This is a genomic window from Haliea sp. (assembly GCF_040222615.1).
Lineage (GTDB): Bacteria > Pseudomonadota > Gammaproteobacteria > Pseudomonadales > Halieaceae > Haliea.
Genome location: NZ_JAVKCQ010000071.1, coordinates 17127 through 42178 on the forward strand (window position 1 = coordinate 17127; position 25052 = coordinate 42178).

Annotated in this window: 19 protein-coding genes and 1 pseudogene; 5 read left to right on the forward strand and 15 right to left on the reverse strand. The window is 63.9% G+C overall.

Going from position 1 to position 25052, the window contains the following annotated elements:
- Positions 1-68: 68 nt before the first annotated feature.
- Complete coding sequence (gene ggt / locus RJQ10_RS06475) at positions 69-1745, forward strand: gamma-glutamyltransferase (protein WP_350144811.1); 1677 nt, start codon at positions 69-71, stop codon at positions 1743-1745.
- Here the strand turns inward: ggt and RJQ10_RS06480 are convergent.
- The 5 genes from RJQ10_RS06480 to RJQ10_RS06500 form a co-directional block, all read right to left on the reverse strand.
- Positions 1730-2053, reverse strand: coding sequence for a DUF4156 domain-containing protein (locus RJQ10_RS06480; protein WP_350144813.1), 324 nt, complete (start codon positions 2051-2053; stop codon positions 1730-1732). The two genes, ggt and RJQ10_RS06480, sit on opposite strands and share 16 nt — an antisense overlap.
- A gap of 32 nt (positions 2054-2085) precedes the next feature.
- The gene (locus RJQ10_RS06485) at positions 2086-2409 is read right to left on the reverse strand and encodes a hypothetical protein (protein ID WP_350144815.1); all 324 of its coding nucleotides are present in this window, start codon (positions 2407-2409) and stop codon (positions 2086-2088) included.
- Between the two features lie 459 nt (positions 2410-2868).
- On the reverse strand, positions 2869-3042 hold the full coding sequence (locus RJQ10_RS06490; protein WP_350144817.1) for a hypothetical protein: 174 nt from the start codon (positions 3040-3042) through the stop codon (positions 2869-2871).
- A gap of 120 nt (positions 3043-3162) precedes the next feature.
- Positions 3163-4875 (reverse strand): N-acyl-D-amino-acid deacylase family protein, encoded by a 1713-nt coding sequence (locus tag RJQ10_RS06495; RefSeq protein WP_350144819.1) that lies wholly within the window; start codon positions 4873-4875, stop codon positions 3163-3165.
- Between the two features lie 40 nt (positions 4876-4915).
- Entirely contained in the window at positions 4916-7675 is a 2760-nt protein-coding gene (locus RJQ10_RS06500) for a TonB-dependent receptor domain-containing protein (protein WP_350144821.1), read from the reverse strand.
- Between the two features lie 837 nt (positions 7676-8512).
- Here RJQ10_RS06500 and RJQ10_RS06505 point away from each other — a divergent pair.
- From RJQ10_RS06505 to RJQ10_RS06515, 3 genes are read left to right on the forward strand one after another with little or no spacing between them, the layout of a single operon-like run.
- Positions 8513-9601, forward strand: a complete 1089-nt coding sequence (locus tag RJQ10_RS06505; protein WP_350144823.1) for a YkvI family membrane protein — start codon at positions 8513-8515, stop codon at positions 9599-9601.
- Between the two features lies 1 nt (position 9602).
- Complete coding sequence (locus RJQ10_RS06510) at positions 9603-10625, forward strand: N-acetyltransferase DgcN family protein (protein WP_350144825.1); 1023 nt, start codon at positions 9603-9605, stop codon at positions 10623-10625.
- Between the two features lie 15 nt (positions 10626-10640).
- Complete coding sequence (locus RJQ10_RS06515; protein ID WP_350144827.1) at positions 10641-11618, forward strand: dipeptide epimerase; 978 nt, start codon at positions 10641-10643, stop codon at positions 11616-11618.
- A 63-nt stretch (positions 11619-11681) separates the two neighbouring features.
- Here RJQ10_RS06515 and RJQ10_RS06520 read toward each other — a convergent pair.
- The 3 genes and pseudogenes from RJQ10_RS06520 to RJQ10_RS06530 all read right to left on the reverse strand — a co-directional run bounded on the left by RJQ10_RS06520 (position 11682) and on the right by RJQ10_RS06530 (position 14716).
- A pseudogene (locus tag RJQ10_RS06520) lies at positions 11682-12374 on the reverse strand (GGDEF domain-containing protein).
- A 313-nt stretch (positions 12375-12687) separates the two neighbouring features.
- Positions 12688-14211: an amidohydrolase gene (locus RJQ10_RS06525; protein ID WP_350144829.1), complete on the reverse strand. Its 1524-nt coding sequence runs from the start codon at positions 14209-14211 to the stop codon at positions 12688-12690.
- 46 nt (positions 14212-14257) lie between these two features.
- On the reverse strand, positions 14258-14716 hold the full coding sequence (locus RJQ10_RS06530) for an Lrp/AsnC family transcriptional regulator (protein WP_350144831.1): 459 nt from the start codon (positions 14714-14716) through the stop codon (positions 14258-14260).
- A 108-nt stretch (positions 14717-14824) separates the two neighbouring features.
- Here RJQ10_RS06530 and RJQ10_RS06535 point away from each other — a divergent pair, with 108 nt between their 5' ends.
- Positions 14825-16057: an aminotransferase class I/II-fold pyridoxal phosphate-dependent enzyme gene (locus RJQ10_RS06535; protein WP_350144833.1), complete on the forward strand. Its 1233-nt coding sequence runs from the start codon at positions 14825-14827 to the stop codon at positions 16055-16057.
- Positions 16058-16075: 18 nt separating this feature from the next.
- Here RJQ10_RS06535 and ilvB read toward each other — a convergent pair whose 3' ends face one another.
- The 7 genes from ilvB to RJQ10_RS06570 form a co-directional block, all read right to left on the reverse strand.
- Positions 16076-17935, reverse strand: a complete 1860-nt coding sequence (gene ilvB, locus RJQ10_RS06540) for a biosynthetic-type acetolactate synthase large subunit (protein WP_350144835.1) — start codon at positions 17933-17935, stop codon at positions 16076-16078.
- Positions 17932-19065: a branched-chain amino acid aminotransferase gene (locus RJQ10_RS06545; RefSeq protein ID WP_350144837.1), complete on the reverse strand. Its 1134-nt coding sequence runs from the start codon at positions 19063-19065 to the stop codon at positions 17932-17934. The genes ilvB and RJQ10_RS06545 overlap by 4 nt, the downstream gene beginning before the upstream one ends.
- A gap of 151 nt (positions 19066-19216) precedes the next feature.
- The gene (gene hepT / locus RJQ10_RS06550; RefSeq protein ID WP_350144839.1) at positions 19217-19633 is read right to left on the reverse strand and encodes a type VII toxin-antitoxin system HepT family RNase toxin; all 417 of its coding nucleotides are present in this window, start codon (positions 19631-19633) and stop codon (positions 19217-19219) included.
- Positions 19621-19986 carry a type VII toxin-antitoxin system MntA family adenylyltransferase antitoxin gene (gene mntA / locus RJQ10_RS06555; RefSeq protein WP_350144841.1) on the reverse strand — a complete coding sequence of 122 codons (366 nt, stop codon included), beginning with the start codon at positions 19984-19986 and terminating at the stop codon, positions 19621-19623. Before mntA ends, hepT begins: the two co-directional genes overlap by 13 nt.
- A 68-nt stretch (positions 19987-20054) precedes the next feature.
- The gene (locus tag RJQ10_RS06560) at positions 20055-23540 is read right to left on the reverse strand and encodes a 2Fe-2S iron-sulfur cluster-binding protein (protein WP_350144843.1); all 3486 of its coding nucleotides are present in this window, start codon (positions 23538-23540) and stop codon (positions 20055-20057) included.
- Positions 23537-23833 (reverse strand): sarcosine oxidase subunit delta, encoded by a 297-nt coding sequence (locus RJQ10_RS06565; protein WP_350144845.1) that lies wholly within the window; start codon positions 23831-23833, stop codon positions 23537-23539. Before RJQ10_RS06565 ends, RJQ10_RS06560 begins: the two co-directional genes overlap by 4 nt.
- Before the next feature lie 12 nt (positions 23834-23845).
- Positions 23846-25052, reverse strand: a 1207-nt coding sequence (locus tag RJQ10_RS06570) for a sarcosine oxidase subunit beta family protein (protein ID WP_350144847.1), incomplete at its 5' end; no start/stop codon positions are given.

Consider the following 25052-nt stretch of genomic DNA (forward strand, 5'->3'; position numbering starts at 1 on the left):
TGACCCCGGGGAGAACTGCCATCCACCGCCTGCCCTCACTCCAGACCACCCTGTACGGCCACCTGGCCGTGTTGTGCAGCAGTCTGCTGTTGCTGTTCTTCACTTCCCACAGCTGGGGAACCTCCAGCGCAGCCGTCGCCATGCCGGATCGCTACTCGGCAGAGGTGGCAGCCCGGGTGCTGGAGACCGGCGGTAACGCAGTCGACGCCGCGGTAGCTGCCGCGTTTGTACTCGCAGTGACCTATCCCGAAGCCGGCAATATCGGCGGCGGCGGCTTTATGCTCAGCGTCGTTGACGGCGAGGCGCGATTCCTCGACTTCCGAGAGCAGGCACCGCAGGCTGCCAGCCGCGACATGTATCTCGATGCGGACGGCGATTTCCTGCAGCGGGCAGCGCTGGTCGGCGGCCTCGCTGCGGGCGTGCCCGGCACCGTGCGAGGCCTGCAGGAGGCCCATGCGCGCTATGGCAGCCTGCCCTGGGCCGATCTGCTGCAGCCGGCAGTCACCCTGGCACGGGAGGGCTTCGAGGTTCCGGCGGATCTCGCGGCGATGGCCCGGAACAAGGTCGGAGAAGTCGCGGGAGAAACCAATTTCGCCCAGCACTTTGGCGCGATGCGCGGCGGCGAGCGGTTTCGGCAACCGGCGCTGGCAGCCACCCTGGAGCGGATTGGCGCCGACCCCGAAGACTTCTACCGCGGGGAAACCGCGCGCCTGCTGGTGGCGCAGATGCAGCGCAGTAGCGGCCTGATCACCCTGCAGGACCTGGCGGATTACGAGGCGCGCTGGCGCGAGCCCCTGCGGATGCCCTGGCGGGAATTCACCGTATTGTCCGCGCCGCCCCCCAGCTCCGGCGGCATCGCCCTGCTGCAGCTGCTGGCCCTGCGCGACGCCGCCGCGCCTGCGTTTGCCGGACTCGAGCACAACTCGGTGCCCTACCTGCACCTGCTTGCGGAACTGAACAAGCGGGTATTCGCGGATCGCGCCGCCTATCTGGGTGACCCGGACCATGTGGCGGTGCCGGTAGCCGCCCTGCTGGCACCGGACTATCTCGCGACGCGCGCCAAAGGCATCGATCCCGAGCAGATATCTAGCCCCTCCGCGGTGCCCCCTGGCCTGGAATCCCCGGACACCACCCATTTTTCCATTATCGACGGCGAAGGCAATGCCGTTGCCCTCACCTACACGCTCAACTGGGAGTTCGGCTCCGGCGTGGTGGTCGAAGGTGCCGGTTTTCTGCTCAACAATGAGATGGACGATTTCTCGGCCAAGCCCGGTGTACCCAACGCCTTTGGTGTCGTCGGCAACGAGCGCAATGCCATCGCGCCGGGCAAGCGGATGCTGTCCTCCATGACTCCGACCATGCTCCTGCAGGGTGGCAAACCCGCCCTGGTGATCGGCACGCCCGGGGGCAGCACGATCTTCACCTCGGTGTTCCAGGTGATCCTCAATCTCTACGACTTCGACATGCCGCTGCAGGCCGCGGTCGACGCCACCCGTTTTCACCACCAGCTGCCAGAGGCGTGGCTACTGCGCCACGACCAGCGTCCGATTGATGCGAGTGTGCGTCAGGGGCTGGAAAAAATGGGGTATGCCGTGGAGCCGAACGACTGGGGCGCCCTGGGAGACATCCAGGCTATTTTGCTGTCAGGGGCCGGTCTGGAGGCGGCCGCCGACAGTCGCGGGCGAGGGGTGGCACAGCAGGTGAACACCATCCCGAAGCAGATCCGGGCTCAGGGGCACTTGTAGGCGCTGTACTCGCCGGTGCCTTCCCGGATGGATTCCCGCACCACGGTGTTGCCGCCCATGCCAAAGGTGCGCTCGCGGGCGAGATTGTCCAGTTCCACCCGGATCTTGTTCTCACCGCGCTTGATGCCCGCCACTTTCCAGGCGACGTTGGTCGACACACTGCCCAGACGCTGGCAGTTGCCGACCGCACTGGCTTCGACGATCGCAACCGCGCGCGCGTCATCGGGGATCTTGACCCAGGTGCAGGCCGGGATCAGCAGGGTGATCGCGACCAGGGTGGCCGCCTTGACGACAGTAGTACGAATCATGACTCTCCCCCGAAGCTGGTGACGGGAGCTTATCACAGCGCAGGGGCACCCACATACCCCGGGCCGCGGACAACACGTCCTGGCAAGGCGCCGGTATGCGCAGCGTCGGCCAGCACCTGCTCACCGTTGACCAATACGTGGCGCACGCCGCTGGCCAACTGGTGCGGCTCCAGATAGTTGGCATGGTCCTGGATAGTGTCGGGATCAAAGATCACGAGATCGGCGTAATGACCCGCTGCCAGAAAGCGGGCGAAGTTGCCGTAGGCGCGCGGATGGGTGCTGCTCTGCAGGAACGTGCCCTCCGGCGCGAGTGCCGGCGCGGATATCCGGACCACGCAGTCGCGCGATCCAGACATCAAACCCGCCCTCCCGCACCCAGGGGGGCATGGCGTCGTTGAGGCCCGTGGAGCCCGCCGTGTAGTTATACAACTTGGCACGGATGGCGAAACCTTGGGCGCGGGCTGCATTGATCCGATTGATAACCTGGTCCATTTCCCCCAGTTGTCCCTGCCCGTCGCTTTCAGGTGATAAATCTCCACCGGGGCGCCAGTGGCATCGGCAATGGCCAGCAACTCATCCACAGCCTCGAGCAACCGGTTGCCCTCCGAGCGCATGTGCGTGATGTAGGAACCGCCGTAGTCGGCCGCGACGTCAACCAGAGCAATCAACTCCTCGGTGGCCGCGTAAAAGGCCGGTATGTAGATCAGCGAGGAGCCGACATGCTTGATGCGCAACGTGGTGGCGCCCACGAAGGAGGCGACATTGGGAGACACGCCACGCCGCTCGAGAAACTCCAGGTACTCGCCAAGTGTGGTCTACTCAATGTCGTAGTGAGCGTCGGTCTGGCGCTCGCGCGCCTCGGCTTTCATCGTCTCATTGAGCGAGCCCATGGACCAGCCCGCGCCAAAGACTTCCTGGGTCACGCCCTGCTGGATGTCAGAGAGACCACGCCCGTCCTCGATCAGCGACTCCGTGGCCCAGCTCAGCATATTGATGAACCCGGGAGCAACCGCCAGCCCGCCGGCATCAAGTCTGCGCCCCGCAACGGGCCGTTCACACGGGAGATCCGCGCAAATGCCCAGCAAATTTCGGGTTCGACGGGAGATCGCTTAATCAGTAGCGCCCGGCGCAAACGGTACAAACCGCCCAAAACGTTGTTCGCTCACCTGCCCGTGCAGCAATGCTGCATCGCCGCCGATAAACACGTGCTCCACGCCCTCGGCATACAGCGCCGGCTCCGCCCACGTGGCGCGATCGATGACTGTCTCCGGGTCAAACACCACGATATCGGCAATCGCACCCTCGCGCAGAATACCCCGATCGGTGAGCTTGAGATATCGTGCAGGCAGTCCTGACATCTTGTGCACGGCCTCCTCCAGACCGAGCACACCCCACTCCCGTACGTAGCGGCCCAGGACCCGCGGAAAGGATCCTCGACCGCGCGGATGTTCCGGGTCGACTTCGGCACCATCGGAGGAAATCATCGCCCAGGGCTCGCGCATCACAATGCGAATATCGTCTTCCTGAATCGCTCCGAGGGTAACCATCGCATTGTCACCTTCCGCAACGATCAGCTGGCGATACAGTTCGAACGGGGCGATGCCCAGATCCTCCGCCAGCTCGGTCACCAACCGTCCTTCATACTCCTTGCTTTCACTGACGACGATCCGCATCGACTGGTAGCCCACCACCTCGATCCAACTGTACAACCCCTCCGGCGGCTGCTCGGTGACTGCCCTGGCCTGCTCCAGCACTTCGGCTTGCGCGGCTGCATCGCGCCAGTACTGGCGCAGGTCCGCCGTCAATTGCTCCATTGAATCGCCTGCTTCAAGCTTACCGCTCATCACTCCAGCCAGGCGTTCCGTGAGCGCCTGGCCCCGGTCGTCGTCGCCGGGATACAGCAGGGCGATCACAGGGGCGGTGGCAGCGCCATCATAGGGATACAGATCGACGGTGACGTTCTGCCCCCGCGCAATACCGGCCTCGACCAGCTTGACGATGTCGGGGCCCTTGCCGAAGTTTGCCGCACCCACCGCCTTGATATGCCCCGGATGGGGGTCGACCCCAGCCACGTAACCGATGTCCAGGCATTCCTGGTGCGACGCCAGCAGGTTCTTGGCGGGATCCCGCACGTGAGAGTCATAGACGCCGCCGTATTGAGCGGTGACCTTCGCCAGTGCCACCACCTCTTCGGTGCTGGCGTAACTGCCGGGCAGATACATCAGGCCCGTGGAAAGACCCGCGGCACCGAATTCCATTGCGTCCCTGACGAGGTCCTGCATGCGCTGCAATTCGGCAGCGTCGGGAGCCCGATTATCCATCCCCATCACTTCCCGGCGCACCGCGTTATGGCCGATGTAGGCCATGAAATTCATGCCCATGCCGCCCTGGTGCCCGAGTTCGGCGTAGCGCTGCATGTGCTCAAGATCGAGGAACCCGTCGACCCCGTAGACCCCGGTCGTCACACCCTGACGCAGGAAGCCCTCGATTGATGCCGTGGATGGATCATCCAGGGCACGGTCCGCATGGGAATGCACATCGATAAAACCCGGAGCGACGACCCTGCCGCTGACATCGACCACCTGCTTCGCTGCGGTCGTATCCAACTTGCCAATGGCAACGATACGATCATCCACTATCGCCAGGTCGGCTGTAAATGCGTCCTCACCCGTGCCATCGACGACAGTGCCATTGACCAGCACCAGGTCATAGGGTGTTGCCCCGTCTGTGCCGGCTGCCGGCCCGGCCAGTGCAGGCTGCTGCGCCATCAGCGTCAGCAAGAAGGCTGCAAAAAGCCTCCGGAAAACTCGCTGTGAGTCCATATTCAATATTCCCTCTTGAATTTATGTCTGCGTCAACCCGCTAGAAAGTAAGTCTCGCACCGGCAAACAAGTAGCGGCCAACGACATCGTATAATTGACTATTGGTCCCCAGGTTGTTGATGAAGTCCAGGGGGGCGACCGGCGGATCCTCGTCAAAGACGTTGTTGACCCCGCCATAGAGCTGCAGGTTGCCGCTGTCGCCCCAGGGAATGTCGTAGCGAGCGCCCAGATTGACGTAGTAGACATCATCCACACTATTGTCGTTGATATCTTCGCTGGTCTGGTTCGCCAGGTAGTCCCCACCGCCGACGTAGCGCAATTGCGCGGTTGCGCCGAGCTGCCCGAGCCTGTAGTCAGCGGACAGGTTCCAACGCCACTCGGGCGTGGGATTGCCACCCGCGGCATCCGGGCCCACTACGCCGGCGTCGTCCAGCACGTTGATCCCATCCGGCGAGAACGACTGCTCCTTGACGTAGCTTGCCAGCCAGCGCAGGGTCAGGCTTCCACGCCTCAGCTCCGGCAGTTCGTAGACCGCTTCCAGGTCCACGCCCTCGACATTGCGCTGGGCCACATTGACCAAATTCTCCTGCACCCGGAACAATTCTCCGTTCTGCAAGGTAACCAGCTCGCAAAGCGTACCGGTGGCAAAGCAGGCGTCGACAACAGTTTGTGCCGGCAGGCTACTGATCGCGCCATCGATCTCGATCTGGTACCAGTCCGCGGACAGGCTCAACCCGTCCAGCCACGCGGGCTGGTACACGGCGCCGAAAGTCACGGTATCCGACTCTTCGGGTACCAGCTCGGTGTTGCCGCCGACCGGAACCTGAACCAGGCGTGACGCCCCGCCGCTGAACGGGTCAACCAGGTTCTGAAAGAACAGGCGCGAGGTCTGGAACAGCTCGCCAATATTCGGGGCGCGGATGTCCCGGGATACCGTGCCGCGGAAAGTGAGATCGTGGTAGGGGCTGAAGGTTGCCCCCAGTTGCCAGGTATTCTCGCTTCCGCTTGTGCTGTAGTCGGTAAAGCGAATCGCAGCATTGACCTCCATGCTCATGCCATTCGCGCCCGCCAGCACCGGCATGCCCGCCTCCAGAAACGCTTCGGAGACATCGTACTCGCCTTCCAGCGGCACCACGTTAGTAATGAAATAGCCCCCCTCCACCGCGGTCTTGTCGGGCGTGGTGGACGAGCTCTCCTCGCGGTACTCGGCGCCGAAAGCCAGGGCAACCGGTCCGGCGGGCAACTCCAGCAGTTCACCGCTCATGGAGGCTGCAAACACTTTTTGCCGTACTTCCCACTGCAGGCTTGCAGTGTCGTGGATGTAGTCCAGGGCGGCCTGGCTGGGAGCACCGTCACCAAACAGGTTCAGCGGTACGCACCCGGGTGCGCCGTTGGCACCACCGAGGTTGGCCCGACACACGATGTTGCCACTGGCGGGGTCGCGCACGGCGTCAATGGCAAAGTTGCGGTTGGCCTTGATGACATTATCGAACTGCAGAGCCCGGGAATCGGTGGTACCGGCAGCCGCCGAGAGCTCCCAGCGCCAGGCCTTCGCCAGATCACCCTTCAACCCGGCCAGAAAACGCGTGGTCTCGTTGGTGGTGTCCGAGGTAATCGCCCCGTGATCAATATTGGTGCGGGCCATTACCAGCACCGGAATGGCGTTCTCCGCCATGACCTGCTGCAGCGGATCCGGGATGAACGGATTGTCCGCGGCAATGATATCCGGACCGCCGCCGATAAAGCTCCACGGGTACACTGTCTCGTTTCTGGAACTGGTCTTGCCCCAGGATGCCTCCGCGAACAGCGTGACGCTGGCAGTGAGATCATGGGTCGCTATCGCCATGAAGGACTTTCGGTCATAGGGTGCAGAAAGACTGGCGGAATCACCAAACGGCGTACCGTCACCACCCACCTGGAACGGCAGCGCGGCAAATGCGCTGGGAATCGGGAATGCGCCTATATCGTAGGGCAGCCACTCGCCAGTGGGACCAAAGCGGGTCTGGGCGACTGCCGGATGATTGCCCAGTACCAGCGGCAGATAGCCACCCGCAGTACCCAGTCCCAGCACCACATCGCGGGTGATGAGGCGCGCCGGCACACCATCATCGGGGCCCGTGTCCAGGGGGTTGCCAACAACCCCCCAACGCTCCCGGCCCCAGTCGCGATCACTCTGGTTCACAACACCATCGTGGTTCTCCATGTCACCTCCGACGACCAGGTGGCTGCGACCGTCATCACTGGCGACCCCAAAGGCGAAGGAGACAAACTCCGTCTCGGCATCACCCTCGCCGGCCTCGCCATAGCGGGTATCGATCCGAGCGCCTTCGAATTCGCGATCGAGCTGTAAGTTTACGACACCGGCCACTGCGTCGGAGCCCCATTGCGCGGAGGCTCCCCCGGTGACTACCTCCACATTCCGGATCAGGGACTGTGGAATCAGGTTGATGTTCACCACTCCGGTATCATTGGTCGGGGTGAAGCGGCGCCGGTCCACGAGCACCAGGGTCCGGTTCGGGCCCAGGCCGCGCAGATCGAGCAGGTTGGCGCCATTGAGGCTGGACGAGAGCGTCGTCGTGGCCGGCGTGGTGGTGCCGATGAAGGACGGGATCTCGTTGAGGAAGTCGGCCACGTTTACCAGTCCACGCGAGTCAAGCTGTTCCCGGCTGACCGTTGTAACCGGCTTCGGGGACTCAAACCCCGACTGCAGCCGGGTCGCCGCGGAGGTGACAATCACCTCTTCCAGAATGCCGCCCGCGGATTCCTGGGCAAGTACCGCGCCCGCTGGCAGGGTTGACATGGCAACCGCCGCCGACAGCCTTGCGATGCCACTGGCGTGCTCGCGCACAAAGTGAGCCAAGCGCGATTTTCCCAATCTGTTCCCCGTCATATCTGCTTTCCATCGTCGTTATGGTGTACTTCCCGGCCCGCCGGATACTCCGATTTGACAACCGGGCTGGATGCGAATGGGAAAAGATAGCACATGACTGTTGTTATGACAACATAATGGCTTGGGGTACGTGCACAGGTCGAATACGGGCCCGCCGAGGGCCCGGACCGATGTCACTGAGGACATCGGTGAACAGTTCGGCCTGCTGATGCTACCCTTGTCCTCGTACACCAAGGCGCACAATGTCGCTGGCAGTGGCCGGACCCTCTTGCGTGATGCAGCCAAGTACACGTCACCCCCAGGCCTTGAGGGCAAACCGCTTCAGGTTACTGGCACTACTGCCGAAGGCCATCAGGTCGGCACGGGCGCTAGAGGTATTGTCTCTCCTTGGTGCGGATCGGGCCACGACAGGATCGCGAATGTTAAGGCAGGCGCTCGCCATTTCGTTGTCATGCCAACATGTTTGTGCTAACGTCTGTTCCGCTTGGATGCACGAAACACCTGCAGCCATCAGAGTAGCATCTACTCAAGGCACGGGATGCTTGCAGGGCGCACCCGGAACTTCACAGACACCCCAAACTCACTGGCGGGAGACAAGGTGATTCTTACCTCAACAATAAAAACATCTATCTGGTACTGTTGTCTCACGGCCTTGGGAGCTTCTGTCAACCTGGCCTTGTCCGGTGAGGCGTGGGAACCTGCCTCGGAGGCGATCGGCAAAGTCGATTCCGGTCAGCGACTGCTGACATGACCGCATGGCGCGCCTACCTCCTTCCGGGATTGATCTTCCAGTCGGTGATCATCGGTGGTGGCTATGCCACCGGCCGCGAATTGGTGGAGTTCTTTGTACCCTCGGGACCCGTGGGGGGACTCTTGGGCATTGTTGTCGCGGGTCTCGTCTTCAGCATCGTCATGGCCGCAGCCTACGAGTTCGCCCGGGTTACACGCTCCTTCGACTACCGGACTTTCTGTCGCCATTTGCTGGGGCCGGCGTGGATATTCTACGAGATCGCCTATATTGCCCTGGTCATCCTCATTCTCGCGGTGGTCGGCTCGGCGGCGGGGGAACTGGTGCGCACCCTGCTGGGAGTACCGGCAATGGCCGGCACGATTACGATGATGGTGCTGGTGGGCCTGCTGACGTTTCTTGGCTCGGCGGTGATCCAGAAGGCACTGGCGTTCTGGTCTGTATTACTCTACCTGGTATACATCGCCCTGTTCATCATCACCTTCGTCAGCTTCGGCGATGCTATCCAGCACACGCTGGATGCAGACCAGGGCGGAGAGAGCTGGCTGATCAACGGCGTCCGATATGCGGGCTACAACATCAATCTGCCTGCAGTACTGTTTTGCATGGTGCTGCTTACCAGCCGGCGCCAAGCGATCAGTGCCGGAATGATTACCGGCGCCATCGCCGTAGTGCCGGCATTCATGTTCTATCTCGCGATGATGTCCCAGTACCCGCAGATTGCCGAACAGCCGGTCCCCGCCCTGTATCTCATGGCCCAGCTGCAGACACCGTGGTTGCAACTGCTGTTCCAGCTGGTGGTCTTCGGCACCTTCGTCGAGACCGGCACCGGACTACTGCATTCGATCAACGAGCGCATCGACGTGCACGCCCATGAAACAGGCCACCAGCTGCCGCAATTCGCACGCCCGTTGATCGCCGCAGGCCTCTTGCTGGTGTCAGTCTATGGCGCCACCGCAATCGGCATTGTGGACCTTATTGCCAAAGGCTACGGCTTCCTGACCTGGGTGTTCATCGTCATTCTCATTCTGCCACTATTGACCCTGGGTATCTGGAAAATCCACCGGCTATCCTCGCCAGGAGACTGACATGCATGCAATTTCACTACAGCCCCCATACCTGATTTTCCTCGGCGACGAATCGCGCAGGACCTATGCCAAGACCGGAGCCGGTCTGGTCGACTGGCGACGCCAGCTCTGTGCCGGGCAGTTCCGGCTCAGCGCGGACGCGGCAGACCTTGGCCTGCCGGACATGTCCATCGAGGAAGCGGTCGCGGCCGGGGTCAAGTCTCTGATCATTGGCACCGCGCCTGTCGGTGGCGCGTTGCCGGCGAGCTGGCAGCCGGCGCTTGTAGCCGCCGCCGGGGCAGGTCTGGACATCGTCGCCGGCCTGCATACCCGCCTGGCCGACAACCCCGGCCTCTCTGCTGCGGCCACCAGCAGCGGTGCCCGTCTGGTCGATATCCGGGTGCCACCGGCGGAATTGCCGGTAGCCACCGGCAAAAAGCGCAGCGGCCTGCGCTTGCTGACCGTGGGCACCGATTGTGCCCTGGGCAAGAAATACACCGCCCTGCAGCTGGAGAGGGACATGCGCAGCGCCGGGCTCGACGCTGATTTCAGAGCTTCAGGGCAGACCGGCATCATGATCGCCGGGCGCGGCATCCCCCTGGACGCGGTGGTTTCCGACTTTCTCAGCGGAGCAGCGGAACTGCTGTCACCGGACAATGGTCCCGGGCACTGGGATGTGATTGAGGGTCAGGGCGGCATCTTCCATCCGGCCTACGCCCCTGTCAGCCACGGCCTGCTGCTGGGTTCACAGCCGGACGCGTTTGTCGTCTGCCATGAGGCAGGGCGAGAACAGATATCGGGCTGGGAGCACTATCCGGTACCCAGCATAGAGGACGTCATTGCCCGCACCGTGGCGGTCGGTTCAATGACCAACCGGAACATTCGTTGCGTGGGAGTCAGCATCAACAGCTCGACCCTGCCCGCCACTGAACGCGGCGCTTACCTCGCCGCTCTCGCCCGGCGCTACGACCTGCCCTGTGTCGACCCGCTGGTCGAGGGAACCGGCGCCATCGTCGACCATCTGGTACAGCAATTCCAACCCTGAGGAGTCTACCCGCACATGCAGATAAGCATCGAGAAAATCGCCTTTCCCATGGCGGCACCGTTCGCGATCACCGGCCATGTATTCGAATCCAGCGAGACGCTGCGCGTCACCGTGAGCCGGGATGGCGTCTGCGGCAGGGGCGAGGCGCTGGGGGCCTACTACCTGGGTGAAAATGCCGACTCCATGGCGGCGCAGCTCGAGGCCGTGACGAGCAGTCTCGAACGCTCTCTCTCCACCGAGAGGATCCAGAGCCTCCTGCCCGCCGGTGGTGCACGGAACGCCCTCGACTGCGCCTTCTGGGATTATCGGGCCAAGGCAGCGGGCAAACGTATCTGGGAACTGTTGTCGATCACGCCGCGCCAGCTGACCACCGTCTACACCCTGGGGGTCGCGCCTGCGGAGGACATGGGCGAACGGGCCCGGGAAGCCCGCCAGTTTCCCAATCTCAAGATCAAGCTGGATGCCAGCAACCCGATCGAGCGGCTCGAGGCAATCCGTGCCGCCCGGCCGGACGCCAGGCTGATTGTCGACGTCAATCAGGGCTGGGACTTTGCCGCCCTGCAGGAATATCTGCCCCACGCGGCGCGACTCGGCATCGCCATGATCGAACAGCCCCTCCCCCGCGGCGAGGACGAGGCACTCGAAGGCTTCACATCGCCGGTGCCCCTGGGGGCAGACGAATCCTGCCTGCATCTGGGCGAATTCGCCACCGCCGCCCGGCGCTACAGCGTGCTCAATATCAAGCTGGACAAGTGCGGCGGTCTCACTGAGGGACTGGCGCTGGTGGATGCGGCGCGGAAATCCGGGCTGGACCTGATGGTGGGAAACATGTGTGGCAGCTCGCTGTCGATGGCGCCGAGTTACGTGATCGGCCAGTTCTGCCAGTACGTGGACATAGACGGACCGCTGTTACTCAAGTCGGACATCAAGCACGGCCTGGAGTATGGCGAAGGTGGCGTTGTGGGGCTCCCCGGGCGAGAGCTGTGGGGTTGACTCCGGGCTTCGCTATACACCTGGCTCGCCCGTAACGGCCAATGGCCGGCGATGCAGACGTGGTCACGTCCCGCGGATTTGGCCGTGTACAGCGCGGTCGGCGCGTGGCAACCATTGGCCGGGGTTGTGGTCGACGTTGAGTCCAGCCGCACCGATGGACCCAGTCACCGGCCCGTCGGGCCCGCGCAGCCGTGCGCGAATGACCTGCTGCAACTTCTCGAGGGCGGGGGCGATTCCTTCTGGCGGAGTGCACGGCATCACCAGCACGAATGTCTCGCCGCCATAGCGTTAGAAGCTGTCGCAGGCACGCATCGTATCCACTGCGATCCCCGCGAGGTCGACCAGCACCTTAACGCCGGCATCATGGCTGTGGCGGTCGTTGACCTCCTTGAAGTAATCCAGGTCAATGAGCGCCAGGGCAGCACTCTCGCCACCAACCCTGGCGGCTTCGACCCGTGCGGCAATTTTGCGGCGCAGGGAGCGGCGGTTGCCGACCCCGGTTAGCGGATCACGGTTGGCCATGATATCGAGCTGGTGATGCTGGCGCGAGGTTCGCCAGGCGAACACAAACGAGAACACCGCGATCTGTACCGCGACCGCCAGGAACGTGACCCACTCAATGCGGTCGGCGAAAACCTCCGGCACACTGCCCACGACGCCAATCAGCAGCAACGAGAGCGCGATGCTAACCCTGCTGCTGGCCGTCAGGAAGATGGCGATCATCAGCGAGAACAACCACAACCAGGACATTCCCATGCCCAGGACCAGGAACAGGCCGCCACCGGCAAGCAGCGTGGCGACCAGGTTGCCCGCCAGCGCGCGGGGCTGATGGATGCTTCAATTGGCCCAACGGAGCGCATTATTCTAATTGAGGCCGGTTCTGCGACCGAGCGCCAGAACTCCGCCGCTGTTCCGGCACTCCAGATCATGCGAACCAGCCATAGTCCTGACCTCAGGCGACTTTTCATTTTGATTCGCAATAGAAACACTGGCGGTGAGTCGACCTCAAGCAGTGAAAGCCGCTTCAGCGGGACTGCTGCCAGACATGATCAGCAAATGTGAGGTTTGCTCACTGCTCTCCCGCGAACACCGTCTCACCGCCGACGACTGTCCGCAGAACCGTGATCTCGGCGAATCCGGCCCGGGCCGCGGCCAGGGTAAAACCGTGCAGTGCCTGCCCCAGCGTGAGGGCCTCCTGCGGCTGCCAGCCGCCGGGCGGCAGGCCTCTGCGCTGGCGGGTGACGGCGGCATGAATACCGAGCCAGGGATTCGCGGGTTCGACCGGGAAGTCGGAGCCCAAGGCCAGGTGAATGCCCCGTTCCAACATGCTGGCCCAGGCGTAGGCTCCCTCAAGGCGCTCATCGCCCAACCGGTCACCGGCCCAGCGCATGTCGGAGGTGGCATGAATGGGCTGCATGCTGGCAATGATGTCGTGCTCGGCCAGGCGCGGGATGTCGTCGGCGTGGATGATCTGGACGTGCTCGATGCGGTGACGACCCGGATTGTCGGGCTGGCTGGCCCTGCCGGAGGCAATCGCATCAATCACCTGACGGTTGGCGGCATCGCCGATGGCGTGGATGCCCAGCTGTAGACCGCAACCCAGCGCCCGATCGACCAGTTCCTGCAACTCGCCGTCGGACTTGAACAACAGTCCGGTGTTGCCCGGATCATCGCTGTAGTCATCGAGCGGGGCCGCGCCGCGGCTGCCCAGCGCACCATCGCCGTAGATCTTCACCGAGCGCGCTTGCAGCCGATCACCCTCGTGACTGCCATTGGCGCACAGCCAGTCCAGCATCGCCGCGTCGCCGTCGGCGAAAGCGGTAATACGCACCGGTAGTTTGCCTGCGTGATCGAGCTGACGATAGAGCTCGAAATCCTCAAGACTGACGCCCATGTCGTGGACCCCGGTCAGGCCCGAGCGTGCAATTTCCGCAAGTGCCAGTTGCAGTGCACGAACGCGGCTTTCTGCACCCGCTGCCGGCATGGCGTCTTCGATGAAGCGCATGGCCGTATCGATCAGGATGCCATTCGGTTGACCCGTGGCGTCGCGTTGGACGGCCCCGCCCCGGGGCTGCCAGGCGCCCGACAGATCCTTCGTTGCCAGCGCCAGCGCGGCGCTGTTTGCCCAGCCGGCATGGCCGTCGACGCGTACCAGCCACACCGGGCGCTCGGGAAAGGCCTGGCCTTCCCAGCGTGTCTGATCCCAGCCACGCCCCGTCAGCCAGACGCCTTTGGCAGGGTTGCGGCGTGCGCCTCCAGCGTCGCAATGGCCTCCTGCAGGCTCTCGGCGGCAGTCAGGTCGGCCTGAATTTTCGCAAAAACCCAGGCCCATGACGTGTCCGTGGGCATCGATCAAGCCGGGCAGGATTGTCTTCCCCTGCGCATCGACGGACCGCAATTCCGGGTGGGAGGCGTTCAGCTCATCACTCGCGCCGAGGAATACGATACGACCTTGTTCATCCCAGGCCATGGCCTCGGCAGTCGGTGCATCCGGGTCCAGCGTGTGAATTCTTGCGTTGAAGAGTGCACCGGGTTCGGCCGCTCTGGGTTCGTCTACCGCCCGCAGGCTCCGGGAGGGTAGCTCGCCGGCCACGTGCCGCTGACTACAGCGTGCCCAGTGAGAGGCTGTGGCACCAGGCTCAGTCCTCCCAGGGCGCGACACAGGAGAAAATAAGCCCGGTCTCCAGGTGAGCAACTTCGGGGCGCGTGGTAAGGGCATTCATCGCGAAGTCGCGCAAGGCATTGGAGTCCTGCAGCCCGACATGCACAAGAAAATCATCGGCTCCGGCAACATGATACAGGCGCAGGACCTCGGGAAGTTCCAGCACGTAGTCCCGGAACGCAGCAACATCTGCTGCCGTGTGCTGCTTCAGGCGCACTGCGATCAGCGCCTGCAGGCCCATGCCCACCGCGGACATGTCCACTTCGGCCCGGTAGCCGCGGATGACGCCCGCGCGCTCCAGCTGCCGGGTACGAACCAATGTGGTCGAGGGCGCCAACCCCACCCTGCGTGCCAGCTCTTTGTTGCTGATCCGCGCATTGTTCTGCAATTGCCGAAGAATTTCGAAGTCTGTTCTATCTAAACCGCTTTCTGCCATGATCTCCAAATATTCTTCGTCGTTTAAATATATGACCAAATATAGTCCATATTGAGCGCCAATGGACAGAATTTTGTCCTTCCATAGCCTACGTACCGGAGCCGCGCCATGACCCGCCATGAACCCGTTGAAGCCCTCGCCAGCCTGCGCCATGAATTTGGTGAACACGGTGGCGTCAACATGTCCATCGAAGCCAGTTCGACCTTCACGGTGGTCGATCCGGCGACCATGCCAGACATCTTCGCGGGCCGTAAAAGCCCTGAGAGCGGTGGCTGTTATCTCTATGGTCGCCACTTCAACCCCACCGTCTACCAGCTAGGTCGCCAGCTTGCAGCCTTGGAAGGTACAGAGGCAGCCTACTGCAGCGCCAGCGGGATGGGGGCCATCTCAGCGGTCATCTTTGCGCTGTGTAGCGCGGGCGACCATGTGGTGGCGAGTCACACGATCTACGGTGGTACCTGGGCACTGCTCAATGACTTCATGCCCGCCAAGACCGGCGTGCAGACAAGTTTCGTCGATACCACCAACTTGACTGCAGTGAAGAACGCAATCACCGACCGGACCCGGCTGCTTTATGTGGAGAGCATGTCCAATCCGACCTTGCGCGTGGCTGATATTCCCTCGCTCGCCGGCATCGCGCATGAAGCGGGAATTCCGCTGGTGGTCGACAATACGTTCTCACCGCTGGTGTTGTCCCCGGCACGCCTCGGAGCCGATATCGTTGTGCACAGCCTGACCAAGTTCATCGGCGGTGCTTCGGACCTGATCGGCGGCGCGGTTTGCGCCAGCGCCGAGTTCATCGGCAATCTCATGGACCTGCATGTGGGGCCACTGATGATCCTCGGCCCGACCCTGGATCCCTCGGTCGCCGCCAGCGTCGCCCTGCGGCTTCCACACCTGCCACTGCGCATGGCCGCGCACGGGGAGCGCGCCCTGGCATTGGCCGGGCGCATGGCAACGCTGGGTGTAACGGTGGGATACCCCGGCCTTTCCGGGCATCCGGACCAGGCGCTGCTGGAGCGCCTGCGCCATCCGGATTTTGGCTACGGCGGACTCCTGACCATTGATGCGGGCACCGAGGAGAAGGCCATGGCGCTGATGAACACGCTGCAGAACGATCACCAGTTCGGCTATGTAGCCGTGAGCCTTGGCTATTTTGATACGCTATTGTCCTGCTCTGCCTCCAGCACCTCCAGCGAAATGCCGGAGGAGGCCTTGCAGAATGCCGCGATCAGCCCCGGGCTGGTGCGCATAGCCGTGGGCTACAGCGGAAGCCTGGAACAGCGCTGGACGCAGCTGGAAACTGCCCTGCGGGCTACCGGGCTGGTAGCAAAACGCTGACAAGGCGGGGAGCTGAACTTACACATTGCTCCCCTGCTGCTCCCGCGCCGCCGCCGGCATGTCGCCGGGCCCCATGATGATATCCCGGTAGGTGCCGCCCGCCGGGATCATCGGGTACACGTTCTCCTCGGCGGCGACGATCACATCCAGCAGGTAGGGTTCATCGGGATCCGCCAGCATGCGCTCGAAAGCAGCTGCCAACTCTGCCGGCGCCGATACCCGCTCGGCGCGCACCCGGTAGCCCGCGGCAATGGCGGGGAAATCCGGATAGATGTCGATATCTCCAGGCGCTTTCACCGCCATCGGGTCCGACAGGTCCGAACCCGAGCGGTGGCCCTCGTAGATCATATCCTGCCACTGCCGGACCATGCCCAGCCACTGGTTGTTGATCACCACCACCTTGACCCCGATGCCATAGCGGTGGCAGGTACCCAGCTCGTGGATGGTCATGTTGAGGGAACCGTCGCCGTCAATGTCGATGACCTGGCGCCCGGGGCAGGCGACCTTGGCGCCGATGGCGGCGGGCAGGCCGTAGCCCATGGTGCCGAAACCGGAGCTGCTGAGAAAAGAGCGCGACTGCCGCGGCTGGTAGTGCTGCATGGCCCACATCTGGTGCTGGCCGACACCCAGGCTGACGATGGCGTCGCCGCCGGTGATCTCATTGAGCAGGCGGATTGCGAACTGCGGGCTGATCGCCTCTCCTTCCGGCACGTCGTAGGGAAACTGGCGCTTGATGCCCGCCAGGTAGTCCAGCCAGGCCTTGCGGCCATCTCCGCGGAGATCGCAATCGCAAAGCTGCGCCAGCGCGCGCGCGATGTCCGCACAGATGGGCAGGGTGACGGTCTTGTTCTTGTTCAGCTCATCGCGGTCGATATCGATATGGATAATCTTGCCCGCGGCGATAAAGGCATCCACCTTGCCGGTGACACGGTCGTCGAATCGCACCCCGGCGGCGATGACCAGATCCGCCTCGTTCACCGCCACATTGGCGTATTTTGACCCGTGCATGCCCAGGGTGTGCAGGGCGAGCGCGTGTCCGGGCGGAAAGGCGCCGTGGCCCATCAGGGTGGTGGTCACCGGGCATTGCAGTTTTTCCGCCAGCTGCAACAGCAGGTCCGCACAGTTGGCGGAGATGATGCCGCCGCCGGCGTAGATTACCGGGCGCCGCGCCTCGCCGATCAGGCGGCAGGCCTCTTCCAGCTGGTTGGCGGTGAGACCGCCGATCTCCGGCTCCGGGCGCTCGACGACCGCCGGAATCCGCGGCGGCACGTGATTGCCGTCCGCATCGCGGGGGTAGTGCTGCTGGATATCCTTGGGGATGTCGATCAACACCGGCCCGGGGCGGTTACCCCCCGCCAGGGCGAAGGCCTCCCGCACCACTTCGGGAATCTCGGTCACCTTTTTTACCAGGGTGCTGCGCTTGGTGACCGGCCGGGTAATGCTGACGATGTCCACTTCCTGAAAGGCATTCTTGCCCAGCAGGTGCGACGGCACGTTGCCGGTGATGGCAACAATGGGCGTTGAATCGCTGTTGGCGTCGGCGATCCCGGTGACCAGGTTGGTGGCCCCGGGCCCGGAGGTTGCCAGGCACACGCCGACGCGGCCGCTGGCGCGGGCATAGCCCTGGGCCGCATGCACCGCGCCCTGCTCGTGTTCGGTGCGGATGCAGCGGATACCGAAGTCCCGCAGCACGTCAAAGATTTCCAGGTTGGCGCCGCCGGGGTAGCCAAACAGCACCTCCACGCCCTCCGCCTGCAGGGCTTTCGCCAGCAATTGGGCGCCGCGGAGGGCGCCCTGGCGCTGCTCGGGGCGGATCTCGGCCAGGGTGCCCCCGGTAACGGTAGAGGTATGCGCGTAGGTAACGTTGTCTGAACTCATGCCCGGTCGTTCCTGCCAGTCAGCTGTCGGTACTCTCGCGGCAGCGGTGCCATCCAACCGAATGGGTCTTCCGCCCTGCCTTCCTGGATATCCAACAGCGCTTTGCGCAGGAGCGCGGTGATTTCACCTTCCGCCTGCGGCAAGGCATAGCGGGTACCGTTGGCTTCCCCCAGCTCCCGGATAGGGGCGACTATCGCCGCAGTGCCACAGGCAAAACACTCGCTGCAGCGGCCCGTCTCGATCCAGCCGAGCAGCTCCTCAATGGCGATGGACGACTCCACCACTTCCAGCCCCCGGGCACGGGCCAGCTGAATCACCGAATCACGGGTGACGCCCGCCAGGATCGAATCGGTCAGCACCGGAGTCAGCAGACGGCCGTCGACCACCGCAAAAAAGTTCATGCCGCTGAGCTCTTCGATATTGCGCTGCAGGAGCGGGTCCAGCCACAAGGTGAGGTCGTAGCCGAGCTCGGCGCAGCGGGCCGCCGACTGCAGGGCGCAGGCATAATTGCCGCCCACTTTGGCGGCGCCTATGCCACCACCGGCAACCCGTGACTCGGCGCGCTCGATCAGCAGGCTCATGCTGCCGGCGTGGTAGGCCTGGGAGGGGCTCGCGATCACCATGAAGCTGACCTCACGCGATGCGGCCATGCCCAGGTTGCTCTCGGTACCAAACAGGAAGGGACGCAGATACAGGGACTGGCCGCTGGCACCGGGAATGAACGCTTCATTGAGCGCGGTGACGCCGAACACGCCATCCAGGAACAGGGTTTCCGGCAGCGGCGGCAGGCACAGCCTGGCGGCGGAGGCATTCAGCCGCCGCCAGTTCATGGCTGGGCGAAACAGAGCCGTGGGCTGGTCGCCGACCCGGTAGGCCTTCTGCCCCTCGAAGGCCTCCTGGCCGTAGTGCAGCACCTTGGCGCCGGGATCAATGCTGATCGGACCGTAGGGCTGGAACTCGCCGGGCTGCCAACTCCCTTCGCGGTAGTCGGCGCGGAACATCGCAGGAGCAAACACCGAACCGAAACCCAGAATGTCGGGCAGGCTGAAGGCAGCGATGGCCTCCGCGAGGTTCTCATGCAGGGAAAAGCGCTGAAGCGGGCTGTCCCCGAATGCGGGTATCTGGTGCATGGTGGCTCCTTGTCTTATCCGGTCGACAATAGCCCAGGGCTGGCGCAAAAGCTTGCCGTAATGAGTCGGATACAGGCCGAATGTTGAATAAATTATTCGCAGTTTGTGAGTTTTTCGCGTTAGTGTGCCGATGACGCGGAAACTCAGCTGGCTAACGACCAGCGGCGATGGTTATTTCTGCTACAAACCTCTGGAAGTCAGACAAGAACTTGCTACAGATGGCAAAAACGATCTCCCAGTTAATCGCTTCGTAGTTATGGACCGCAACGTTTCTGAAGCCAACCGCCTTGCGCATCGCTTCGCTTGTGGCGGGGGATATGACACCCAGCTTTTCCAGCTTGGTGAAAACCTCACCCATCGTGGTCGGTGCAGATTCATCGGTAGCACTGATGCTATGGCTACCAATATCCACACAGAGCTGGACGACGCGCGTGAGGTTCAGGACCAGGATATCCTGCAGATCAGGGTCACGAATCAGCAGGCTTACATCCGGCGGCGTCTTCTCGGCGATGCGTTGTATGCAGCGCCGCAATGACTCCATCTTCTGCTCGATGATCAGTTGATCCACGAGGCTTTTCTCTCAGCCAGAATCCGCCGCTGTAGTGGCAGGAAGTCTGCCGCATCCATAAGGTGGCGGGTCAACAACTGTGCATAACTCGTATCGTCGCCCAGCAGGCGCTTTCCCTTCAGAACCTGCCCGAGAACCGGTTCACCGGCATTGTGCAGGTCCACGATATCAACCGGACGACCACACTCCAGGGCGATCTGCTGCATCAACTCCAGCTTGAACTCCGCAGACAGGGGGAAATATGCAAGCACACCGACATCGATATCACTGTCAGTAGTCGCCTGACCACTTGCCTGCGAGCCGAACAGAATTGCCAAACGCAGTTCCGAATGGCTCGCAAGGATTTCGGTCACTTGTTGCTCCAGAGTCTTCATCAACGCATTCTAACCCGTAAACCTGGTGCGCTGACACATCCACGACCTCAGCAGTCCCGGCTGGCCGCCCCGAACCACGCCAGCAGGTACGCTGCCAGCGAGCGACAGGCAAGCAGCAACATCTCATCGCCCTCTGCCAACAGCAGCACCGGCACCCCGGCGAACCGAGTGACCGCGCATTGCCGGTCGCCGAATTGCTGCGGATGCAGATCGAGCGTGGTGCCGCGGGCAAGCACATCGCGCAGCCGAGCACCGCCCAGCCTGAGCAGCACCCGACTGTCGGTCACCGCGGTTGCGACCGCGAGCAATTCGTCTGCAGCGGCGCTCAACGCCGCCAGCTCAGTGGCGCCGGTGCCGGCCGGCACCGCCAGCAGCCAATCACCGGGAGCACACCAGAGCCAGGTCCGCGCCCCCTGCGGGTGCGCGATCCCGGGACTCGGCAGCGCCGTGTCCAGTGCCGTCGCCAGCGCCTCGACCTGGCCTTCGCCGCGATGAAAGACCTGCAGGCGCAGCAGTTCAATGCCTGTTTCTTCCCGCAGGCGGAACCCGGGCCTGGCAATGCCACTGTCGCCAGCCAGGGGGCTGCGGGGCGTCAGGATTTGCGGGTTTTTGGCCGGCTGAGGTACGGCCGACGACCGAGGTCTGGCCGGCGGCTGTGTTGCCACGTCAGCCTGCAGACGCACACCCTCCGGGTCGACCTGACAGGGGGCCACCAGCCGCGCCGGTTGGGTCTTGCCCTCATAGTACACCGACACCGTCTCACCCTGCCGCGCCCGGGCGCCGGCGACAATCCCCAGCGCCACCGTGCGGCCGAGGGTCGGACTGAAGCAGGCCGAGGTGACGTAGCCGGCGCTGCTGTTGCCATCCTCGCTGAGGACATGGGCGCCGCTGACAGTGGTTGCGGTCTCGTCCAGCAGCGCAATGCCCGTAAACTGCAGGCGCTGCGGATCCTTCCCCACCTCCAGCGCCAGCGAGCGGCGGCCGACAAAATCGACAGGCTTTTTGCCGATGGTGTCACCCCAGCCCAGGTCCTGGGGCATGGTGTTGCCGTCGGTGTCGGAGCCCACGTGGAGATAGCCCTTCTCGGTGCGCAGCACCATCAGGGCTTCTATGCCAAATGGCGTAATACCATATTCTTCTCCCGCGGCCAGCAGTGCCTCCCACAGGGACTGGCCGCAGGCCGCGGGCACGCTGACCTCGAAGGACACTTCGCCGGTGAAGCTGGCGCGCAGAATGCGCACCGGCACCCCGCAGAGGCTGCCGCTGCGGAACTGCATGTGCGCAAAGGCATCACGACTGCAGTCGATATCACAGGGCAATTGCGCCAGCACGCCGCGCGCGCCGGGCCCGCTGAGCATGAATGTCGCCCACTGGGTGGTGACGTTGCTGACCAGCACCCGCAGCCCCACCCACTCACACTGCAACCACTCCTCCAGGGCGCGGTGCACCGCGCTGGCACCGCCGCTGGTGGTATGCAGCAGGAAGTGATCCTCCGCCAGGCACACCACCACACCATCGTCCACGACAATGCCCTGTTCGTTCAGCATCAGGCCATAGCGGGCCGCGCCCGGCTTCAGGGTTCCGAGATGGTTCAGGTACATGCGGTTGAGGAATTCCCGGGCATCGGGGCCGTGCACCTCCAGCTTGCCCAGGGGCGAGTAATCCAGCAGTCCCACGGCATTGCGCACCGCCAGCACCTCCCGGGCGATGGCCTGCGCTTCGCTCTCCCCTGCCTGCGGGTAGTATTCAGGGCGCTGCCAGCCGCCGATATCGGCCACTTGTGCACCCAGCGCGGCGTGGCAGGCATGCGCGGGCAGGCGCTGGAAAGGCTGGTACAGGGCGCCCAGCTCAACACCGGCCCAGGCGCCGATCGTGACCGGATGGTACGGCGGGCGGAAGCGGGTGGTACCGACTTCGGGAATACTGCGCCCGGTCGCCAGCGCCAGAATGCCCAGGCCGTTGACGTTGCTGGTCTTGCCCTGGTCGATGGCCATGCCGTTGGTGGTATAGCGTTTGACATGCTCTACCGAGACATAGTTTTCCCGTGCCGCCAGTTGGATGTCCGCGGCGGTGACGTCGTACTGGAAGTCCACCCACTGGCAGTCGGCGGCCACGCCGGGGGTGAGCCACTGCGCCTGCGTGTGCAGCGGCTGGGGGAAATCGCCGTTGGCGCGCCCGACTGCGGTCACCGCCTGGCTCGCCGCACCGGGCACGAAGCAGCTGTCTTCGTCGCGCCAGTCGAGCTTGCCGCCGGACTGGGAGTAGAGGTGCAGGGTGGGCGTCCAGCCCCCGGAGATCGCCAACAGGTCGCAATCGAGGGTTTCCCGCGGCCCCTGCAGACCATCACCCCCACTGGCCAGACGCTGTATCAGCAGCTGCCGCAGCGCCCGCCGGCCCCGGGTATGCACCACGCTGTACCCCAGCCTGTCCCGGATGCCCGCCGCCGTAGCCTGCCGCAGCAGCTCCGGCGCAACACGGAGCCGTACATCGACCACAGCTGCTACCGGAACGCCGCAGGCCACCAGCTCCAGGGCGGTGTGCCAGGCCGAGTCGTTGTTGGTGAAGAACACGATGCGCTGGCCCAGGGTCAGACCGTAGCGGTGAGTATATTCCCGCACCGCGCCGGCGAGCATGATGCCGGGCCGGTCGTTGTAGGGAAACACCAGCGGCCGTTCCAGGGCGCCGGTTGCCAGCACCACCCGCCCGGCGCAGATACGCCAGAAGATTTCCCGTGGCTCGGCAGGATCCGCCTGTGGACCCAGGTGATTGCCGACCCGCTGCAGGGCGGCCAGCAGGTTGTGATCATGGTAAGCGTTGACCGACGTCCGGGGCATCAGGGTCAGGTTAGGGCACTGCGCAACGCGCTCCAGGGTGCTGGCGAGCCAGGCCCGGTCCACCGGGTCCGGACTCGCCAGCAGGCTGCCGCCGGGCGCTTCCTGCTCATCCAGCAACAGCACCCGGCAGGCGGGATCCTGTGCCGCAGCAAGCGCCGCTTCCAGGCCCGCGCGGCCGGCGCCCACGACCACCACCTCCGCGTGCACGGTCTGCTTGAGGTAGTACTCCGGGTCCGGTGCCAATGGCGCCCGCCCCAACCCCGCCAGGCGGCGCACCAGGCCCTCCCAGTACTTCCAGTTGGGCCAGATGAAAGTCTTGTAGTAGCACCCCGCCGGCAGCAGCTTCTGCAACAGGCCCAGCGTGGCGAGCAGGTCCCAGGCCGGTGAAGGCCAGGCGTTCTGACCTCTGGCGACAAGACCAGGGTACAGCGGAACCAGGGTGGCCCGCGCGTTCGGCTCGGTCCGGGGGCCGCTCTCCAACTGCACCAGCGCATTGGCGTCCTCCCGGCCGGCGGCGAACACGCCCCGCGGCCGATGCAGCTTGAAACTGCGCCCGACTATGCTCACACCGTTGGCCAACAGGGCCGAGGCCAGGGTATCCCCGACATAGCCCCGATAGGTCTCGCCCTCGAACTGGAACGTCAGCGGCTGCCGGGTATCCACCCGCGCATGGGACAGGCGCTCGCGGCTGCGATTCACGCCCCGCCTCCGTCGGCAGCGGGCAATTCCGGTTTGGGGCCGGTCACCGGATAGACCGCGTGAACCCTGTGGCTCACGGTGTCCCGCACCAGATTGAACCACTGGCCGCAGCCGAATCGGTGCAGCCAGCGCTCGCAATGCAGGCCCTTGGGGTTGTCGCGCTGGTACAGATACACCGCCCACTCTTCATCGCTGGCGGCAGCGGGGTCTGGCCGGACGATATGGGACTGGCCACCACAGACGAATTCGTCTTCGCTGCGACTTCCGCACCAGGGACATTCGATACGCATCATGGCGCTGCCATCCTAGTGCGCCACGCCCGCCGCGGCGCCTTCGTCGATCAAGCGACCGCGGGCAAAACGGTCCAGGGAGAAAGGCTCAACCAGCGGGTGCGGTGCGTCGTGGGCAATCGTGTGGGCCAGGGTCTCGCCGCCAGCGGGAATGGCCTTGTAGCCACCGGTACCCCAGCCAGTGCTGACATAGAAACCGGTGACCGGCGTTTTCGATACGATGGGACTGGCGTCCGGCGCGATATCGACGATACCGCCCCACTGCCGCATCAGCTTCATCCGGCTCAGCATCGGGTACAGCTCCACCGCTGCGTTGAGTACCGCCTCCGTCGACTGCAGACTGCCGCGCTGGCCGTAGGAGGGGTGGGTATCGGCGCCGCCGCCGATGACGATCTCGCCGCGATCGGACTGGGAGATGTAGCAGTGCACCATCGGCGACATGACCACATGGTCCAGGCAGGGCTTGACCGGTTCGCTGACCATCGCCTGCAGGGTCTGGCTGACGATGGGCAGCTTCACCCCCGCCAGCGCCGCGACCACTGTGCTGTGCCCCGCCACGGCCATCCCCAGCTTGTCCGTGCGCACGCTGCCCAGGCTGGTCCTGACCCCGCGCACCCGGCCGTCACTCACCTCGATCCCGGTCACCTCGCAGTTCTGGATGATGTCGACCCCCAGGCTGCTGGCCGCGCGGGCATAGCCCCAGGCCACCGCATCGTGGCGGGAGATGCCGCCGCGACGCTGGATAAAGCCCCCGTGCACCGGATAGCGGGCGCCGGCGCTCATATTCAGCATGGGGACCATATCGGCAATGTGCTCCCGGCTCAGCACTTCGGAGTCCACTCCCTGCACCTGGATAGCGGTGGCCCAGCGGCGGAAGATCTCCAGCTCGTGGCGGCTGCAGGCCAGGTTGATGATCCCGATCTGGCTCAGCATGATGTTGAAATTCAGCTCGCGCCCCAGGCCTTCATAGGCCTTCAGGGAATGCTCGTAGAAACGCGTGCTCTCGGGATAGAAATAGTTGGAGCGGCTGACCGCGGTATTGCGGCCGGTGTTGCCGCCCCCGAGCCAGCCCTTTTCCAGCACCGCGACATTACGGATGCCGTAAACCTTCGCCAGATAATAAGCCGTCGCCAGACCGTGGCCGCCGCCGCCAATGATCACCACATCGTACTGCGACTTCAGCTCCGGGCTGCGCCAGGCCTGCTGCCAGTGGCGATGACCG

Excerpts from the sequence above, each read along its gene's own strand:
- RJQ10_RS06480 (WP_350144813.1), bottom strand. The coding sequence starts at position 2,053 with ATGATTCGTACTACTGTCGTCAAGGCGGCCACCCTGGTCGCGATCACC.
- RJQ10_RS06485 (WP_350144815.1), bottom strand. The coding sequence starts at position 2,409 with ATGTCTGGATCGCGCGACTGCGTGGTCCGGATATCCGCGCCGGCACTC.
- RJQ10_RS06490 (WP_350144817.1), bottom strand. The coding sequence starts at position 3,042 with ATGCTGAGCTGGGCCACGGAGTCGCTGATCGAGGACGGGCGTGGTCTC.
- RJQ10_RS06565 (WP_350144845.1), bottom strand. The coding sequence starts at position 23,833 with ATGATGCGTATCGAATGTCCCTGGTGCGGAAGTCGCAGCGAAGACGAA.
- RJQ10_RS06545 (WP_350144837.1), bottom strand. The coding sequence starts at position 19,065 with ATGCACCAGATACCCGCATTCGGGGACAGCCCGCTTCAGCGCTTTTCC.
- RJQ10_RS06510 (WP_350144825.1), top strand. The coding sequence starts at position 9,603 with ATGCATGCAATTTCACTACAGCCCCCATACCTGATTTTCCTCGGCGAC.
- RJQ10_RS06505 (WP_350144823.1), top strand. The coding sequence starts at position 8,513 with ATGACCGCATGGCGCGCCTACCTCCTTCCGGGATTGATCTTCCAGTCG.
- ilvB (WP_350144835.1), bottom strand. The coding sequence starts at position 17,935 with ATGAGTTCAGACAACGTTACCTACGCGCATACCTCTACCGTTACCGGG.
- RJQ10_RS06530 (WP_350144831.1), bottom strand. The coding sequence starts at position 14,716 with ATGGCAGAAAGCGGTTTAGATAGAACAGACTTCGAAATTCTTCGGCAA.
- RJQ10_RS06535 (WP_350144833.1), top strand. The coding sequence starts at position 14,825 with ATGACCCGCCATGAACCCGTTGAAGCCCTCGCCAGCCTGCGCCATGAA.
- RJQ10_RS06500 (WP_350144821.1), bottom strand. The coding sequence starts at position 7,675 with ATGTCAACCCTGCCAGCGGGCGCGGTACTTGCCCAGGAATCCGCGGGC.
- RJQ10_RS06495 (WP_350144819.1), bottom strand. The coding sequence starts at position 4,875 with ATGGACTCACAGCGAGTTTTCCGGAGGCTTTTTGCAGCCTTCTTGCTG.
- RJQ10_RS06515 (WP_350144827.1), top strand. The coding sequence starts at position 10,641 with ATGCAGATAAGCATCGAGAAAATCGCCTTTCCCATGGCGGCACCGTTC.